The organism is Bradyrhizobium sacchari (genome assembly GCF_002068095.1).
Classification (GTDB): Bacteria; Pseudomonadota; Alphaproteobacteria; order Rhizobiales; family Xanthobacteraceae; genus Bradyrhizobium; species Bradyrhizobium sacchari.
In genome coordinates this window covers 331,243-346,851 of sequence record NZ_LWIG01000026.1, presented here as the reverse complement: position 1 = coordinate 346,851, position 15,609 = coordinate 331,243, and the positions used below count along the sequence as shown (strand labels likewise).

Below are 15,609 nucleotides of genomic sequence, written 5' to 3'. Positions count from 1 at the left end.
CCTTGTTGTGCAACGCAATCAGGGCGCGCGCAACCCGTCAGGAACCATGGCTTGCCGCCTGACCAGCAGCAGGGCAATCAAAACTGTGGGCACAAGGATGGCGAGGCCGAGCAGCGTCACCTGCATCTGTGACAACGGCATGATCCCGCCGCCTGGCGTGGCCACCACGAAGCCGCCGATCACCAGCAGCACGCGCAGCGGCCACTCCAGCAGGCCGGCACCGCGCAAGTCGCCGACGAACGCCTGATAGCCCTGGATGCCGCCGCAGATGAACATCGTGCCAAACGCGGCGAGTGCCATCAGGCCGAGGCCGGCGAGATAGGGGCTCGACCCCTGCAGCACCAGCGCTGGATTGAGCACGAAGAAGAACGGAATGAAATAGATGATGCTGCCGACCCACATCGATTCCCATCCTGTCTTCATCGCCGGCGAGCCGGCGATGCCCGCCGCCGCGAAGGAGGCGATTGCGACCGGCGGCGTGATCGACGACAGCATGCCCCAGTAGAAGATGAACATGTGCACCGCCATGCGGTTGAGCCCGAGCTTCTCCAGCGCGGGCGCGACCAGGATGACGAGGAAGATGTAGCAGGCCGTCGTCGTCAGCCCGAGGCCGAGAATGAGGCTGGTGAGCGCGCACATGCCGAGCAGCAGGAACGGATTGTCGCCGGCAATGTGCAGCAAGTCGTTGGCAAGGCTCGAGACCACGCCGGTCATCGAGAACGCGCCGATCAGCAGGCCGCAGCCGGCGAGGATGCCGACCAGCTCGACGAAGGTGCGTCCGTTGACCTCCAGGAACTTGCCGATGGTCGCCAGCGTCCAGCGCGTGTCCTTGGAGAAGAGCTGGTTGAGCACCAGCAGCAGCGCGGTGGCGTAGAACGGCGCGTGGCTCTCGCGCTTGAAGTAGAGCAGCATTACGATCAGGAGCGCGATGACGAAGACGTAGTACCAGCCGTCCTTGATCGTATCCATGACCCGCGGCAGCTCGGCGCGGGGAATGCCCTTCAGCTTGTGGCGGGCAGCGTAGGCGTCGACCTGCATGAACAGTCCGACATAATAGAGCGCGGCCGGAATGATCGCGGCGACGGCGACGTCGGCGTAGCTGACGTTGAGGAATTGCGCGATGACGAAGGCGGTCGCGCCCATCACCGGCGGCGCCAGCACCGCGCCGGTCGAGGCGCAGGCCTCGATTGCGCCGGCATAGGAGGCGCGGAAGCCGCTTTTCTTCATGACCGGGATGGTCATGGTGCCGGCGGTGAGCACGTTGGAGATGATCGAGCCCGACATCATGCCGAGCAGGCCGCTGGCAAAGATGCAGACCTTCGCCGCGCCGCCGCGAAACGTGCCGCACAGCGCGAAGGCGAGGTTGATGAAGAATTTTCCGGCGCCCGTCATCATCAGCGCGGTGCCGAACACCAGGAAGCCGATCACGGTGTCGGCGAAGGCCTGGATGGGAATGCCGAGCAGGCTCTCGCCTGACAGCACGTGATAGGCCGTTGCCTGCTCGATCGTCGATTGCGTGCCGCGGAACGGGCCGAGCCAGCCGGCTTCCGCGAACAGCGGGTATACGGTGAACGGGAGCACGCTCAGCAGCAGGCTCCAGCCGCCGGTGCGTCGCAGTGCCTCCATCAGCATCGCCCACATCACGAGGCCCGCCGCGATCACGATGTTCGGCGCGCCGCCGAATTCCCAGCCGGCCTCTGCCGCCTTGCGCACGCTCGACATCAAGAGCAGCGCTGCGGCGAAGGTCACCGCGAAGAACAACAGGTCATACCAGGGAATGCGGTCGAGCGGCGCTCGTTCGGTGCCGGGAAAGATCAGGAACGTGAACGGCAGCATCAGGGCGATCAGGAGGTAGAAATACTCCGTGTTGAGCTGGGTGTAGCCGATGAAGAAGCGCAGCGAGAATTGCTGGTTGATGCAGAGCAGGATGGTCGCTGCGGTTGCGACGATCAGCGTCCAGCGCCATGCACCGCGCAACGTGCGCACGCGCGTCACCTCGGCCTCCTGCATGTTGCCGGCCGCGCCGTGCGGATCGTCGAACACGATCCGCCTGGTCTCGTCCTTTGGGCCGGTGGAGGTGGAAGCAGACATGAGCGACCCCGCGCGTGGGCTGGTAACAGCCGGTGGACTAATCCTCGAACCCGTTTGGCATGTCGGCCTTCGCAAGTGCCGCGGCGCGGACCTTCATCCAGCCGTCGAGGAACGCCTTGTCATCCGACGGCGGACTGGATTTGCCGTACTCGGTCCATGCTGCCGCCAGCACCTCCTGCCGCTTGAACAGCTTGTTGTTGTGCGCGTCCTGCGCGTCAGACCATTGCCCCGCCTCTTTAAGCGCCTTCACGGCGCCGGGATGCACCGGCACCACCCAGTTCTTGGTCTGGCGGTCGGCGGCAAGGCCGCCAGCGCCCGGCGCGGAATCCTTGTAGGCGTCGTAGTTCACGATCATCGCCTTGGTGATGGCGTAGACCTGGTCGGGTGCTTGCGAGGCGTAGGCGACGAAGATCGGGTAGGGGTAGTTGCCGAGCTCGACCGGTTTCTCCGGCGAGATGCCGGCGCCGCAGGTCGCGACCTGCGGGAAGAAGAACGAGCCGACCTTCTGCATCCGCGCCCAGCCCTCCTTGTCCCTGGCCGGCAGCGGCGGCCAGATCAGGCCGCGCGGCGAGGTCTCGGCTTCCTTGGCCGGGCCGGTGATGGTGGTGCCGAAGGCGGCATCCACGTCGTTGTTGATCAGGCCCTTCCACATCGCGCCGTAGCTTGCGAACTCGACCGCCTTGACGTCCTTCTGCGTCAAACCTGCGAAGGCGAGCACGGCGAGCGAGTTCTGGTTCAGCGCGGGCGAGCCGACCACGAAGCCGACGCGCTTGCCTTTCAGGTCTTTCAGTTCTTTCACACCGGTGTCGGCTGCGACGCCAAGCGAACCGCAATTGCAATCGACCGTCGAGAGCATGATCTGGAGTGGCTGCGGGCCCCATTCCTTCGAGCCGAACTCGAACACGCCTTCTTGCGCGAAATAGGTGCCCGATCCCATCGCGGCGGAGGCCGCGCGCTTGGCGCGCAGCGGCGCGAGGCGGGCGACATCGTTGCCGGCCGGGAGCACGCGCACGTCGGTGCCGTATTTGTCCTTCATCATCTTGCCGACGCCGACGGCGATGTTGAAGCCGGCGGTGCCGGTGTCATAGGCCGTGAACGTCAATGTCGCCGGCAGCTTGATGTCCTCGGCGATTGCATAGCGTGTAGACGCAAAAGAAATGCCCGCCACCAAGGCAGGCGCGAGCACGAGCAGCCCACGAAGCATGTTTCCCTCCGATGATCTCCGCTTTGCCGCGAAGATTTTCATTCTTTGTTTGAAACAGATTTTGCTTGAGACGGATCATGTCATCGCGATCAAGCGATGGCAACGTCGTCCCGAACGTGCAGAGATGCAGCTGACAGATTGTCGCGGAAACCAGGGAAACGCAGTCAGTTCGCCACGATCGCAATCGCCTGTCCCTCGGCAACGAGATCGTCGAGCTTCACCAGCAGCGATGTGATCGTGCCGCTGGCGGGCGAGAGCACGGGAATCTCCATCTTCATCGCCTCGACCACCACAACGTCGTCACCATCGGCGACGGTTCCTCCAACTTGCACGGGAGTTGCGCAGATGCGCCCCGCGACTTCGGTGACGATCTTTATTTCTGGCATGCCATCGCCTTTTTGTTGTCGTCGCAAAATGCCTGAGGTAGCGTCGTCTGCAAGTGGAATTTAATTCCGCAGAGCGGAACAAACGGTAGGGAACATGGGACGACGTTCGGAGCGGTTGAGTAGGCAAGGTGCGCTCGCTGGCGATGCCGGTGAGGGTGATGTCATCCAGGTGGTGTCGCGCGCGTTCGATGTGCTGCGATGCTTCGAGGGCCACGATAGCAGGCTCGGCAATCTCGAGATTTCAAACCGCTGCGGCCTGCCGCGCTCGACGGTGTCGCGGCTCACGCACACGCTGACGCGCATGGGGCAGCTCGTCTATCTGCCGCGCGACCAGAAATATCGCATCGGCCCGAGCGCGGTGGCGATGAGCGCCTCGATGATGAAGGGTGCGCAGCTGCGCAGCATGATCCGCCAGCGGCTCCAGGAAGTCGCCGAGCAACTGCCGGGCACGGTCGGCTTCGTCGTGCCGGACCGCTTCCATCTCGTCTATCTCCAGTTCGCGCGTTCGGCTTCTGCGCTCGGCCTGCACGAGGGCACCGGCAGCCGCATCTCGATGGCATCCACGGCCGCGGGCGCGGCCTATACCGCGGCGCTGGCGCCTGAGATCGGCGATGCCTTCATCGCGGAGATGGAGCGCGAGGCGCCCGAGGCTGCCAAGATCCTCAAGCCCCGCATCGAGGCGAACCGGCAATCGCTGCGCGAGCGCGGCTATGTCGTGGCCTGCGGGCTGTGGAGCCCGCACATCAACGGCCTCGCGGTGCCGATCTGGTCGCCGCAATATCAGACCTTCGTCGTCATCACGATCGGTCTTCTGTCCGCGATGTATGACGAGCAGCGTCTGCATGACGAGGTCGCGCCGCTGATGCTCGCGCTCGGTCGCTCGCTCGGCAGCCTGATGGAGGGCGCGGAAGGCGACGTGTTCAACAACCGCATCTCGCGCAAACCGGTCGCGATTGCTGTGCACAACAATAACAAGCCGATCCATTCGGAGGGAGTGAATGAACTGGAAGCCGGAACTCGACGAGCTCGCCCGGCGCGAAGCCTTCGCGCGGGAGATGGGCGGCGTTGACAAGGTCAAGCGACAGCATGACCAGGGCCGGCTGACTGTTCGGGAGCGTATCGACAAGCTGATCGACAGAGGCAGCTTTCACGAGATCGGTGCCGTCTCCGGCATCGGCGAGTACGATCCCAACGGCGATCTGACAAAATTGACGCCGGCCAATTGCGTGTTCGGCCGCGCGCGTGTCGACGGCCGCACTGTCGTCGTGGTCGGCGACGATTTCACCGTGCGCGGTGGCTCGGCGGATGCGTCGATCTCCGCCAAGCCGCTGATGGCGGAGGAGATGGCGCACGACTTCCGCCTGCCCATCGTCCGCATCATCGAAGGCTCCGGCGGTGGCGGTTCGGTCAAGACCATCGAGACCAAGGGTGCGGCGAACTTGCCGGGAGGCATTGGCAGCACGCGCTGGTACCGCTTCACCACGGAGAACTTGGCGCGCGTGCCCGTTGTCGCGCTGGGCCTCGGCTCGGTCGCAGGGCTCGGTGCTGCGCGTCTTGCCGCCAGCCACTATTCCATCATGACCCGGAAGTCCGCGATGTTCGTCGCGGGGCCGCCGGTGGTGAAGGCGCTCGGACAGGACCTCTCGAAGGAGGAGCTCGGCGGCGCCGAGATCCAGACCCGCGCCGGTGCGGTCGATCATGCCGTCGATACCGAAGAGGAAGCGTTCGCCTGCGCGCGCCGTTTCCTCTCCTACCTGCCGTCGTCCGTCTACGAGCTGCCGCCGACCTTGCCCTGCAGCGACAGTCCCGAGCGCAGCGACGAAGCGCTGATGAATGCGGTGCCGCGCAACCGCAAGCAGGTCTACAAGATGCGGCCGATCATCGAGTCCGTCGTCGATAAGGGCTCGTTTTTCGAAGTGGCGAAGAACTTCGGCAAGCCGATCATTGTCGGTCTCGCGCGGCTCGAGGGCCGGGCGGTGCTGGTGCTGGCCAGCGACAGCTTTCACTATGGCGGCTCCTGGACCGCGGATGCCTGCCAGAAGGTGGTGCGCTGGGTCGACTTCGCCGAGACCTTCCATCTGCCGGTCGTCTATCTCATGGACTGCCCCGGCTTCATGATCGGCCTCGATGCCGAGAAGGCGGCGACCATCCGCCACGGCGTCCGCGCCATGGCCGCGGTCAACCAGACCACCGTGCCCTGGTGCACCGTGATCCTGCGCAACGCCTTCGGCGTTGCCGGCGTCGTTCATCAGCCCGCCGACCGCTTCTCGATCCGCTACGCCTGGCCGTCAGCCTATTGGGGCTCGCTGCCGCTCGAGGGCGGCATTGAAGCCGCCTACCGCGCCGACATCGATGCGGCGGAGGACAAGGCGGCAAAGCTGAAGGAGATCGAGGAGCGGCTGAACAAGCTGCGCTCGCCGTTCCGCTCCGCCGAAAAATTCTGGGTCGAGGAGATCATCGATCCCCGCAAGACGCGCTCGCTGCTGTGCGAGTTCGCACGTCTCGCCGAGCCGCTGCGAAAAGCCGGCCCGCCGGAGAACATGACGATCAGGCCGTAAAGCCCGGTTGTCGCGGCGAACACCACCGTCATTGCGAGCGCAGCGAAGCAATCCAGGGTCCCTCCGCGGAAAGATTCTGGATTGCTTCGCTGCGCTCGCAATGACGGGTTCGTAAAGCCGAGCTTAATCCTCGGCGCGGCATCGTTCGGGCACGAAGTAACCTCGACCTCCGCCGACGCGCCCCGAAGCCGCCCGGCGATCGGGGGGCTCGTATTACGCGTCCCTCCACTCCATGGCTGCAATCTCCGAGAACCTGTTTATTTGGCGTTAATGATGCCCCCTCAATAAGACACATCTCAATTTGTTGCGGTCCATGTTTATGGACCGCCCGTAAGCGTTGATTAAGAAGCCCCTCCTCATATTCCGCCCGTGATAGGGCGCTGAATGGGGCCGAAAAACCCGTCGATCCGCCCCCGATCACGCCAGGAAAGTGTCGCTGCCGCAAACACGGCAATCAGGGTCAAGGGCATGCTCCGCCGCGCAGTGTTTCGTTTCGCGAGAGACCGAAAGGCCAATGTCGCCATCATCTTCGCGCTGATGATGGTGCCGATCATCTTTTTGCTGGGCATGACGCTGGACTACACGCTGGCCCTGCGCAAGCGCGAGCAATTAAATGCGGCCGCCGACGCGGCTGCGATCGCCGCCGTCCGTCCGGCGATGCTCACCCAAAGCGACCCCGCGGTGGTCAAGGCGACCGCAGCGGCCGTGTTCGCGTCGAAGGCGAATCTTTCCGGCTTGGCGGCGGTGCCGACGCCGACGATCACGGTCACCGATTCCGGGCTCTCGCGCAGCATCACGGTGTCCTACACGGCAGCCTCGGTCAACAATTTCCCCGGCGTGCTCGGCAAGCAGACCTGGCAGATCGGCGGTTCGGCGACGGCAAAGGCGTCCAGCGCGCCCAACATGAATTTCTATCTGCTGATGGACGACTCGCCGTCCATGGGCATCGGCGCGTCCGCGAAGGACATCAGCAATCTCATCAAGTTCACCGCGCCCGCGTACCAGACAGCGGGCGCCTCGCAGAACTGCGGCTTCGCCTGTCATCAGACCAACATCGCTCACGACGGGGGGACCAAGGATAACCTCGCGATCGCACGAGCCAACAATATCACGTTGCGGATCGATCTCGTGACGAGTGCCGTCAACCAGTTGCTCAATACGTGGTCGAACTGCCCGCAGTCGGGCATTTCGGGAGGCGTCATGCAGTGCATGGCGGCCTTGAACAACACCACCTACAAAGCGGCGCTCTATACGTTCGACCTGACCTTGAACGAACTGGCCAAGCTGACCACCCCGAGCCTCGCCGGAGCCCAGGTCAACAACATCTCGCTGATGCCGGTCGCCTACCAGAACTGCGTCGTTCCGACGACCAACTGCAAGACCGACAACGGTACGGATATCGCCGGCGCGCTCAAAAGCATCTACGACATCATGCCCACTCCCGGCCTTGGCAGTAACGCGCCGGGAGATACGCCGCAGGAAGTGGTGTTCCTTGTCACCGACGGCGTCGAAGACAAGATCTCCGCGACTTGCCCCAACGCGAGCTTCGCCTCCAACAGTCGATGCCAGCAGCCGCTCGACACGACGATGTGCACGACCATCAAGAGCAAAAACATCAAGATCGCCGTCCTCTATACCGAGTATCTGCAGCTCATTGCCGATCCCCTCACCGGTATCCAGAAAACGGACGGCTGGTACATGAGCTGGATCGACAAGTACGATCAGCCAACATCAAAAACAGGCCAGATCGCACAGAATCTGCAATCCTGCGCGTCGCCCGGTTTCTACGCGAGTGTTCAAAGTGGCGGCGACATCTCCAAGGCCCTGACGGACCTCTTCATCAAGGTCGCGTCGAGCACGGCCAGCCTTGTGCAGTAGAGAAAGCGCCATGACTGGTCCAAAGGGTACAACGAAAAAGGGGCGCCGCCGTCGCTGCGCTGCTTTCGCGCGCGACAGCAGGGGTGCCACGGCCGTTGAATTCGCGCTCGTCGCGGCGCCATTCCTCGCCCTCATCATCGCACTCCTTCAGACGTTCCTCGTCTTCTTTGCCCAACAGCTGCTCGAAAACATCGCGCGTCAGTCCGCGCGTCTCGTCATGACCGGGCAGGTGCAGTCTGCGCAGATGAGCCAGGCCGCCTTCAAGCAGAAGGTCTGCGACCAGATCTCGATCCTGTTCACTTGCAGTGGTCTGATGGTTGACCTGCAGGTGGCCAATTCGTGGTCCGCCGCCAACACGGGCATGCCGACCTTGACCTTCAACGCTTCGGGAGCCGTCACGAACACCTGGCAATACAATCCGGGAGATGCGGGCGACATCGTCGTTCTCCGGGTGATGTACATATGGCCCGTCCAGCTCGGGCCGCTCGGTTTCAACCTCTCGAACCTTTCGACCGGCAACCGGCTGCTCACCTCGTCGGCCGCGTTCCAGAACGAGCCAGGAGCCTCCTGATGATCGCCGCCTTGTCGTCTCGCGCTCGGCGCCTGCTAGCCGACGACCGCGCTGTTGCAGCGACGGAGTTCGCCATCGTGGCGCCGTTCATGCTGGTGCTCTACATCGGTGGCGTCGAGCTCGGGAACGGGCTGGCGATGAACGTCAAGGTCAGCGCCACCGCGCACAGTGTCGCCGACATGGTCACGCAGAACACGTCGATCAGCACGACCCGCATGCAGGCCATTCTCGGCTCGGCGCAGGCAATCATGGCGCCTTATGCCGTCAAGGATTCCAGCGGGGCTTCGCTCATTACGATCACGGTGTCCCAGGTCTCCACCGACGGCAATGGAAACGCGACCGTGCAATGGAGCGAGTCGACCGCCGGTGCGACGGCGGCGAGGAAGAAGGGCGATCCGATGACCTTGTCATCGTTCACCGCGCCTGACCCGAACAATCCCAGTAATAAGAACATCTCGCTCATTCTGAGCGAGGTGACCTATAATTACACGACGAACCTCGGCTACACCATTGCCGGCACGGTTAAGCTGAGCGACAGCTATTACCTGTTCCCGCGCTGCTCGACGAACAGCCCGGCCTCGTCGAGCTTTCCGTACTACGACGTGAAATATACGTCGACGTCGACGACCTGCACCTGCATCCAGCATCTGCAGCAGAAGAGCTGCTGAGGCATCATCCGGAACAGCGCACGGTGGCGTCAGCCCCATCACGCGCCTCCGCGGAGCGGCGGAGAAGGAAATTCGGAATAGTCGCATTATGCCCCTGTTTTGCCCGACAAGTCAAATCGCCGGGCCGGCGCGCTAAGTCATTGATACAGCACGCCCCGGCTACTGTGCATGGGGTTGTTTTCGCACTTTTTGTTTGGACGCTTCCAGAAACCGAGTCTCATGCGCTCTCGGTCTCCCGGTGCACGTCGTGCACGACCAGCCCCATGCCTTCGTCCGGCATCTTGATCCAGTCGCGGCGCTTCAGGGTGCGCTTGGTGTCCTCGTAGCCGGACGCCCAATGCTCGCGCATCGAGGTGCCCGAGAACTCGTGGTCCTTGGCGTCGCCCTCATAGGCCTTCTGCTGGTAGATCAGGTGCAGGATCGCGATCTCCGGCATGTTGCGCAGGCTCGCTTTCAGCTTTCGCTCCTCCTCGGAGAGCTGCTCCTCCGGCAGCTTCGCCAGCGCCTTGTAGAGCAGGACCTTGAGATTGTGCGTGCGGCGGTAGACGTCGGTGTTGTGGCGCGTGCGCGAGGAATACATGATGTCCTTGTGGCGGGCCATCACGTCCTGGATCGAGCGCGGCAGCACGCCGCGCGCGCTGAACAGGTCGACCTGGAACACCAGCGAGTTCAGGTCATCCTCCTGGTCGAGCAGATGCTGCAGCGGTGTGTTGGAGACGATGCCGCCGTCCCAGAAATGATCGGTGCCGATCCGCACCATCGGCAGCGCCGGGGGCAGGGCGCCCGAGGCCATGATGTGCTCCGGCCCGATCTCGTCATGGGCGTTGTCGAAATAGATGAAGTTGCCCGAGAGCACGTTGACCGCGCCGACGGCGAAGCGGACCTTCTTCTCGTTGATGAGATCGAAGTCGACGAGTTCCTTCAGGCTGTCGCGCAAGGGCGCCGTGTCGTAGTAGCTCGTCGCGGTCCTGGCGCCGACCGGACTGAACCAGGGATTGACCTGATGCGGGGTGAAGAAGCCGGGTTGGCCCATCGCCGAGGTCATCCACGCGCTGGTGAGGTTGCGCCACTGGCGGAAGACGTCGCCGTCGGGCGTGTAGTGCCAGATCTTGCGGTTGGTGATGCGCTCCCAGAAGATGCGCAGCGCCTCCAGCCGTTTCTCCGGCCGGTTGCCGGCGATGATCGCTGAGTTGATGGCGCCGATCGAGACGCCGCAGACCCAGTCGGGCTCGATGCCGGCCTCGTGAAGCGCCTGGTAGACGCCGGCTTGGTAGGCGCCGAGCGCACCGCCTCCCTGCAGCACCAGCGCGACGCGGTCGCAGCGCTCGGGGCGCCAGCCCCGCGAAGGCGGCTGACGGGTCTGATATGCCGGTTGCGACGTGTGGGCGTCCATGGTGATGCCTCCCTGCCTTCTCCAAACGATTGCGTCCGGCGGTGACGGCGTGATGACAAATTCGGAGCCGATGCATCGGCTGCATGCAGGATAGCCAAAGCGGGAATGGCAGCAGGTCGTGCGGCTGACGGAAATCCTTCACATCGCAGTCAATGACGGCGGCTAGCAATTTGCATCAAGCCTTCGAGCTGCCGGGCCGACATCTTTAGACATCACAGGAGAGGCGCGATGCGCAGGGAAGATTTGCTGAGACTTCCGTCCATGCCGGCGGCAGGGCCGAGCTATCCGGCCGGGCCTTACCGTTTCGTCAACCGCGAATTCCTGGTCATCACCTACGAGACCGACCCGGAGCTGATCCGCGCCGGCCTGCCTGAGCCGCTGGAGCCGATCGAGCAGCCGATCGTGCACTACGAGTGGATCAAGATGCCAGACTCCTCCGGCTTCGGCAGCTACACCGAATCCGGCCTCGTCATCCCCGCGCGCCTCAACGGCGAGGAGGTCAACTTCGTCTCGCAGATGTATCTGGACGACGATCCGCCGATCGCGGCGGGCCGCGAGATCTGGGGCTTCCCCAAGAAGTACGCCCATCCCAAGCTCGAGATCGTCAAGGACACGCTGACGGGTACGCTGGAATATGCCGGCCAGCTCGTCGCCATGGGCACGATGGGCTACAAGCACGAAAGCATGGCCGGCAACGGCGATCTCACCCGCGCCACGCTGTCGAAGACGCAAATCAATCTGAAGATGATCCCCGGCGTCGACGGCCGCCTCGAGGTCTGCCAGCTCGTCGCGATCAATCTCGTCGACATCGTGCCGAAAGGCTCCTGGATCGGACCCGGCCGGCTGCACCTGGTGCCGCATGTGAATGCACCGGTTGCGGATTTCCCGGTCCGCCGCTGCATCGGCGCGCATCATTATATCGCCGACCTGACGCTGCCGTTCGGCCGTGTCGTGCACGACTATGTCAAGGAAGCCGAAGCCATGGCCGCGACGGCGCTTGCCGCAGAGTAGGGCGCCATCATCAAACTGTAACATTGGCGTAATTGAGTATCCGCGAGAGCCGGACGATGCCGTCAGCCATCGGCCGGAGGCGGGGCATTGTTGACGGTTGGGGCTATCCATGGCTGAGCCGGCAAAGCTAGTCAGCGCGATATTGGAGACTGTGCCTGCCATTCCCGGCTTGGTCTGGGCGTTCCGTCTGCACAGCGACGGCAGCGCCGAGGCGCTGGCGATCGACCAGCCGATCGAGTTCAGCCATGACGGCCGGCTCTGGCTGCATTTCAACCTGACGGACGCGCGCGTGCGTCCATGGATCGCGGCGTCAAGCCTGCCGCCGCTCGCGCGCGAACTGCTGCTCTGCAACGACACCTTCCAGCAGCTCCACGTCATCGATCATTGCGTCTACGGTGTGTTCTCCGATCTCGTCCGCGAGATCGACAGCCCGACGGAGGAGACTGCGTTCCTGCGTTTCGCCATGACCGAGCGCCTGCTGGTCAGTGGCCGTCATCAGGCGCTGTGCTCGGCCGATGCGACGCGCCGGGTGCTCGAAGGCGGCTACCGCGTCGACAATGTCGCCCATCTCCTGGAAAAGATCGTCGACGAGGTCGCCGACACGCTCGACCGGATGGCCGACAAGCTCGGACAGGAGATCGACGACATCGAGGAGCGCATTCTCGCCGATGACGCCAAGCCCGAGATGCGCCGCAACCTGGGACGCCTGCGCCGGACTTGCGTGAGGCTGCACCGCCAGCTCACCGGCCTGCGCGTGCTGTTCCACCGTCTCGACCAGAAGAACACCGATCACCTCTCGCCCGCGCTTCGCATCCACGCCGGCAAGTTGGCGCAGCGGCTCGACGGTCTCGATCACGACATCGTCGAGCTGCGCGAGCGCAGCCGCCTGCTCGAAGAGGAGTTGCGCTTCAAGAACGAGGAGGAGAGCAACCGCCACCTCCACACGCTCTCGATCGTGACCTCGCTCTTGCTGCCGCCGACGCTGATCACCGGCATCTTTGGCATGAACACCAAAGGCCTGCCGCTCACCGACGTCGAGACCGGCTTCCTCTGGGCGGCAGTGCTGATGGCCTCGTCCGTCGGCGCGGCCTATCTCTTCATGCGGCGGACGGGCATATTCAAGTAGAGTATGCCACCGGATATCGGCCGTGATCGGGACTGCCCATAGCTTTCTGTTGTGCCGCGCGGCTGCCATGGCGCTGGCCTGCACGGCAGCCAGCACCAGCGCATTCGCCGGTGCCAAGGACGAGAGCGCGGCCGAATGGCTGGCGCCGAAATGGTTCAACGAGTGGCATGACGGGCTCGCCAACAAGGGCCTCAACTTCGGTGCCACCTACATCGCGGACAACATCGCCAACGTCTCCGGCGGCGTGAAGCGCGGCGCCATCCATTTCGGCCGGCTCGATCTGTCGGTCGATGCCGATCTCGACAAGCTGGTCGGCTGGACTGGCGGGCGCTTCTACGCCAATGCCTTTGTGATCTACGGGCAGGGGCTCTCCCGCAACTACGTAATGAATCTTGCCACCATCAGCGAGATCGAGGCGCTGCCCGACCAGCGGCTCTACAGCGCCTATTTCGAGCAGAATTTTTTCAACGGCGCCCTGAATATCAGGGCCGGCCAGCAGGCGGCGGATGTCGAGTTCTTCGACAGCGAGACCGATGACCTCTTTATCAACGGCACCTTCGGCTGGCCGGCGATCAAGGCGAGCAACCTCCCAGCCGGCGGCCCGGCGCCGCCGATCGCGGTGCCCGGCATTCGCGTCAAGGCCGCGCTGTCGGACCAGGTCACATTGTTCGGCGCGGTGTTCAACGGCGATCCATCAGGACCGGGCGATCAGGACCCCCAACTCCGCGACCATCACGGCCTCGCATTCCGCGTCAACGATCCGCCCTGGGTGATCGGGCAGGTCCGCTTTAATTACGACATCGATATTGGCGGCCATCCTCTCGCCGGCAACTTCACGCCCGGCGCCTGGAGGCACTATGGCGCGTTCGACAGCCAGCGTTTAACGGCGGAAGGCCAGTCGATTGCGGATCCCGGCGGCAGCGGCATTCCGGCCAAGCTGCGCGGCAACTACGGCGTCTTCGCCGTGATCGAGCAGGTGCTCTATCGCCCGCCGGAAGTGAAGGAGAACAGCACCTCGGCCTCGCTCCCGGGCATCACGGCGTTCGCCCGCATCGCCTACAGCCCACCGGACCGCAATTTGATCGATCTTTATCTGGACGGCGGTATTGGCTTCGTCGGCTTCACGCCCGGCCGTCCGCTCGACCGCTTCGGCATGGCGATGGCCTATATGCGGATCTCGAAGCCCGCGCGCGATCTGGATATCGATACGAATTTCTATACCGGCGTCCAGGGGCCGGTGCGCAGCAACGAGACCCTGCTCGAGATGATCTACGAAGCGCACATCAAGCCGGGCTGGCTGATCGCGCCTTACTTCCAGTACGTCTTCCGCCCCTCGGGCGGCATCCCGAACCCGAATGATCCGACCGGGGTCTTGCGGATCGGTGACGCCGCAGTGTTCGGCGTCACCACCACGATCAGATATTAGGCCATCGCCGGCTTCGGCTCGGTCTTCGGCTGCCGCGACAGCGCCAGCACGATCAGCGCGGCGAACACGCAGAGCGCGCCGGCGATGAAGAAGGCCGGCAGATAGCTCTGATACACCGTCCGCGAGAAGCCGGCGCCGAACGCCGCAGTGCCTGCGCCGAGCTGATGGCCGGCAAAAATCCAGCCGAACACCAGATTGGCGCGCTCGGGCCCGAACTTCTGCGCGGTGAGGCGCACGGTGGGTGGCACCGTGGCGATCCAGTCGAGCCCGTAGAACATCGCGAAGATCGAGAGCCCATAGAACGAGAAATCGCTGAAGGGCAGGAAGATCAGCGAGAGCCCGCGCAGGCCGTAGTACCAGAACAGCAGATAGCGGTTGTCGTAGCGATCCGACAGCCAGCCCGACATGATGGTGCCGAAGAAATCGAAGATGCCCATCGCGGCGAGCAGGCTTGCGGCCTGCACCTGCGGAATGCCGAAATCGAGGCACATCGGGATCAGGTGGACCTGGACGAGGCCGTTGGTCGAGGCGCCGCAGACGAAGAAGGTCGCAAACAGGATCCAGAACGCGGTCGACTTCGAGGCGTCGCGCAGCGTGCCGAGCGCCACCGCCGTGATCGAGCCGTGGCTGACGGGCGGTGCGGGCAGGGGCTCGGTGCCCTCGTCACCGAAGGGGCGCAAGCCCACATCGCTCGGCCGGTCGCGCATCGCGAGCAGCACGGCCAGCGCGGAGACGCCGAGCATGATGCAGACGAAGCCGAGCGCCAGCCGCCAGCCGAAGCGTTCGGTCAGGCTGGCCAGCAGCGGCAGGAATACGAGCTGGCCGGTGGCGACGCTCGCGGTCATGATGCCGACGACGAGGCCGCGTCTTGCCGCGAACCAGCGCGTCGCGATGGTCGCACCGAGCACCAGCGCGGTCATGCCGGTGCCGATGCCGATCACGACGCCCCACAGCGCGATGAGCTGCCAGATCTCGGTCATGCCGAGCGAAAGCACCAGCGCCGTGACGACGATGAGCTGCGCGGCCAGCGTGACGTTGCGCAGGCCGTAGCGGTTGAGCAGGGCGGCGGCGAACGGCGCCATCAGCCCGAACAGGATGAAGCGGATCGACAGCGCGGAGGAGATCTGCGCCGTGCTCCAACCGAACTCCTTCTGCAGGGGAACGATGAACACGCCGGGTGCGCCGACCGTGCCGGCGCTGATCAGCGCGGCAAGGAAGGTCACGCCGACCATTACCCAGCCATAGTGGATATTGCGGCGGGACAGTGCTGCCGCGAGCCAGTTCGAGATCATTGGGC

General features: G+C 64.0%; 13 protein-coding genes. 8 read left to right on the top strand and 5 right to left on the bottom strand.

Going from position 1 to position 15,609, the window contains the following annotated elements; all coding sequences use genetic code 11:
* Positions 1-18: 18 nt before the first annotated feature.
* The 3 genes from A5906_RS25685 to A5906_RS25675 form a co-directional block, all read right to left on the bottom strand.
* The gene (locus A5906_RS25685; RefSeq protein ID WP_080138038.1) at positions 19-2,091 is read right to left on the bottom strand and encodes a TRAP transporter permease; all 2,073 of its coding nucleotides are present in this window, start codon (positions 2,089-2,091) and stop codon (positions 19-21) included.
* Positions 2,092-2,128: 37 nt separating this feature from the next.
* Positions 2,129-3,295 carry a TAXI family TRAP transporter solute-binding subunit gene (locus tag A5906_RS25680; protein WP_080138037.1) on the bottom strand — a complete coding sequence of 389 codons (1,167 nt, stop codon included), beginning with the start codon at positions 3,293-3,295 and terminating at the stop codon, positions 2,129-2,131.
* Between the two features lie 164 nt (positions 3,296-3,459).
* A complete protein-coding gene (locus A5906_RS25675; protein WP_080138036.1) occupies positions 3,460-3,681 on the bottom strand; it encodes an acyl-CoA carboxylase biotin carboxyl carrier protein subunit in 222 nt (73 codons plus the stop codon).
* Positions 3,682-3,775: 94 nt separating this feature from the next.
* Between A5906_RS25675 and A5906_RS25670 the strand changes: the two genes are divergently transcribed.
* From A5906_RS25670 to A5906_RS25650, 5 genes are all read left to right on the top strand, one after another.
* On the top strand, positions 3,776-4,750 hold the full coding sequence (locus A5906_RS25670; protein WP_080138035.1) for an IclR family transcriptional regulator: 975 nt from the start codon (positions 3,776-3,778) through the stop codon (positions 4,748-4,750).
* The gene (locus A5906_RS25665; RefSeq protein WP_080138034.1) at positions 4,680-6,239 is read left to right on the top strand and encodes an acyl-CoA carboxylase subunit beta; all 1,560 of its coding nucleotides are present in this window, start codon (positions 4,680-4,682) and stop codon (positions 6,237-6,239) included. The genes A5906_RS25670 and A5906_RS25665 overlap by 71 nt, the downstream gene beginning before the upstream one ends.
* A 468-nt stretch (positions 6,240-6,707) precedes the next feature.
* Complete coding sequence (locus tag A5906_RS25660) at positions 6,708-8,117, top strand: TadE/TadG family type IV pilus assembly protein (protein ID WP_080138033.1); 1,410 nt, start codon at positions 6,708-6,710, stop codon at positions 8,115-8,117.
* 10 nt (positions 8,118-8,127) lie between these two features.
* Positions 8,128-8,688: a TadE/TadG family type IV pilus assembly protein gene (locus A5906_RS25655; protein ID WP_080138032.1), complete on the top strand. Its 561-nt coding sequence runs from the start codon at positions 8,128-8,130 to the stop codon at positions 8,686-8,688.
* Entirely contained in the window at positions 8,688-9,356 is a 669-nt protein-coding gene (locus A5906_RS25650) for a TadE/TadG family type IV pilus assembly protein (protein WP_080138031.1), read from the top strand. The genes A5906_RS25655 and A5906_RS25650 overlap by 1 nt, the downstream gene beginning before the upstream one ends.
* 217 nt (positions 9,357-9,573) lie before the next feature.
* Here A5906_RS25650 and A5906_RS25645 read toward each other — a convergent pair whose 3' ends face one another.
* Positions 9,574-10,749, bottom strand: a complete 1,176-nt coding sequence (locus A5906_RS25645) for a patatin-like phospholipase family protein (RefSeq protein ID WP_080138030.1) — start codon at positions 10,747-10,749, stop codon at positions 9,574-9,576.
* A 228-nt stretch (positions 10,750-10,977) separates the two neighbouring features.
* Here A5906_RS25645 and A5906_RS25640 point away from each other — a divergent pair, with 228 nt between their 5' ends.
* The 3 genes from A5906_RS25640 to A5906_RS25630 all read left to right on the top strand — a co-directional run bounded on the left by A5906_RS25640 (position 10,978) and on the right by A5906_RS25630 (position 14,312).
* A complete protein-coding gene (locus A5906_RS25640) occupies positions 10,978-11,760 on the top strand; it encodes an acetoacetate decarboxylase (RefSeq protein WP_080138029.1) in 783 nt (260 codons plus the stop codon).
* A gap of 109 nt (positions 11,761-11,869) precedes the next feature.
* Positions 11,870-12,886 (top strand): transporter, encoded by a 1,017-nt coding sequence (locus tag A5906_RS25635; RefSeq protein WP_080138028.1) that lies wholly within the window; start codon positions 11,870-11,872, stop codon positions 12,884-12,886.
* A 22-nt stretch (positions 12,887-12,908) separates the two neighbouring features.
* On the top strand, positions 12,909-14,312 hold the full coding sequence (locus tag A5906_RS25630; RefSeq protein WP_080138027.1) for a carbohydrate porin: 1,404 nt from the start codon (positions 12,909-12,911) through the stop codon (positions 14,310-14,312).
* On the opposite strand, the gene A5906_RS25625 is transcribed toward A5906_RS25630, so the two are convergent.
* Positions 14,309-15,604, bottom strand: a complete 1,296-nt coding sequence (locus tag A5906_RS25625; RefSeq protein ID WP_080138026.1) for an MFS transporter — start codon at positions 15,602-15,604, stop codon at positions 14,309-14,311. The genes A5906_RS25630 and A5906_RS25625 overlap by 4 nt on opposite strands.
* Between the last annotated feature and the right edge of the window lie 5 nt (positions 15,605-15,609).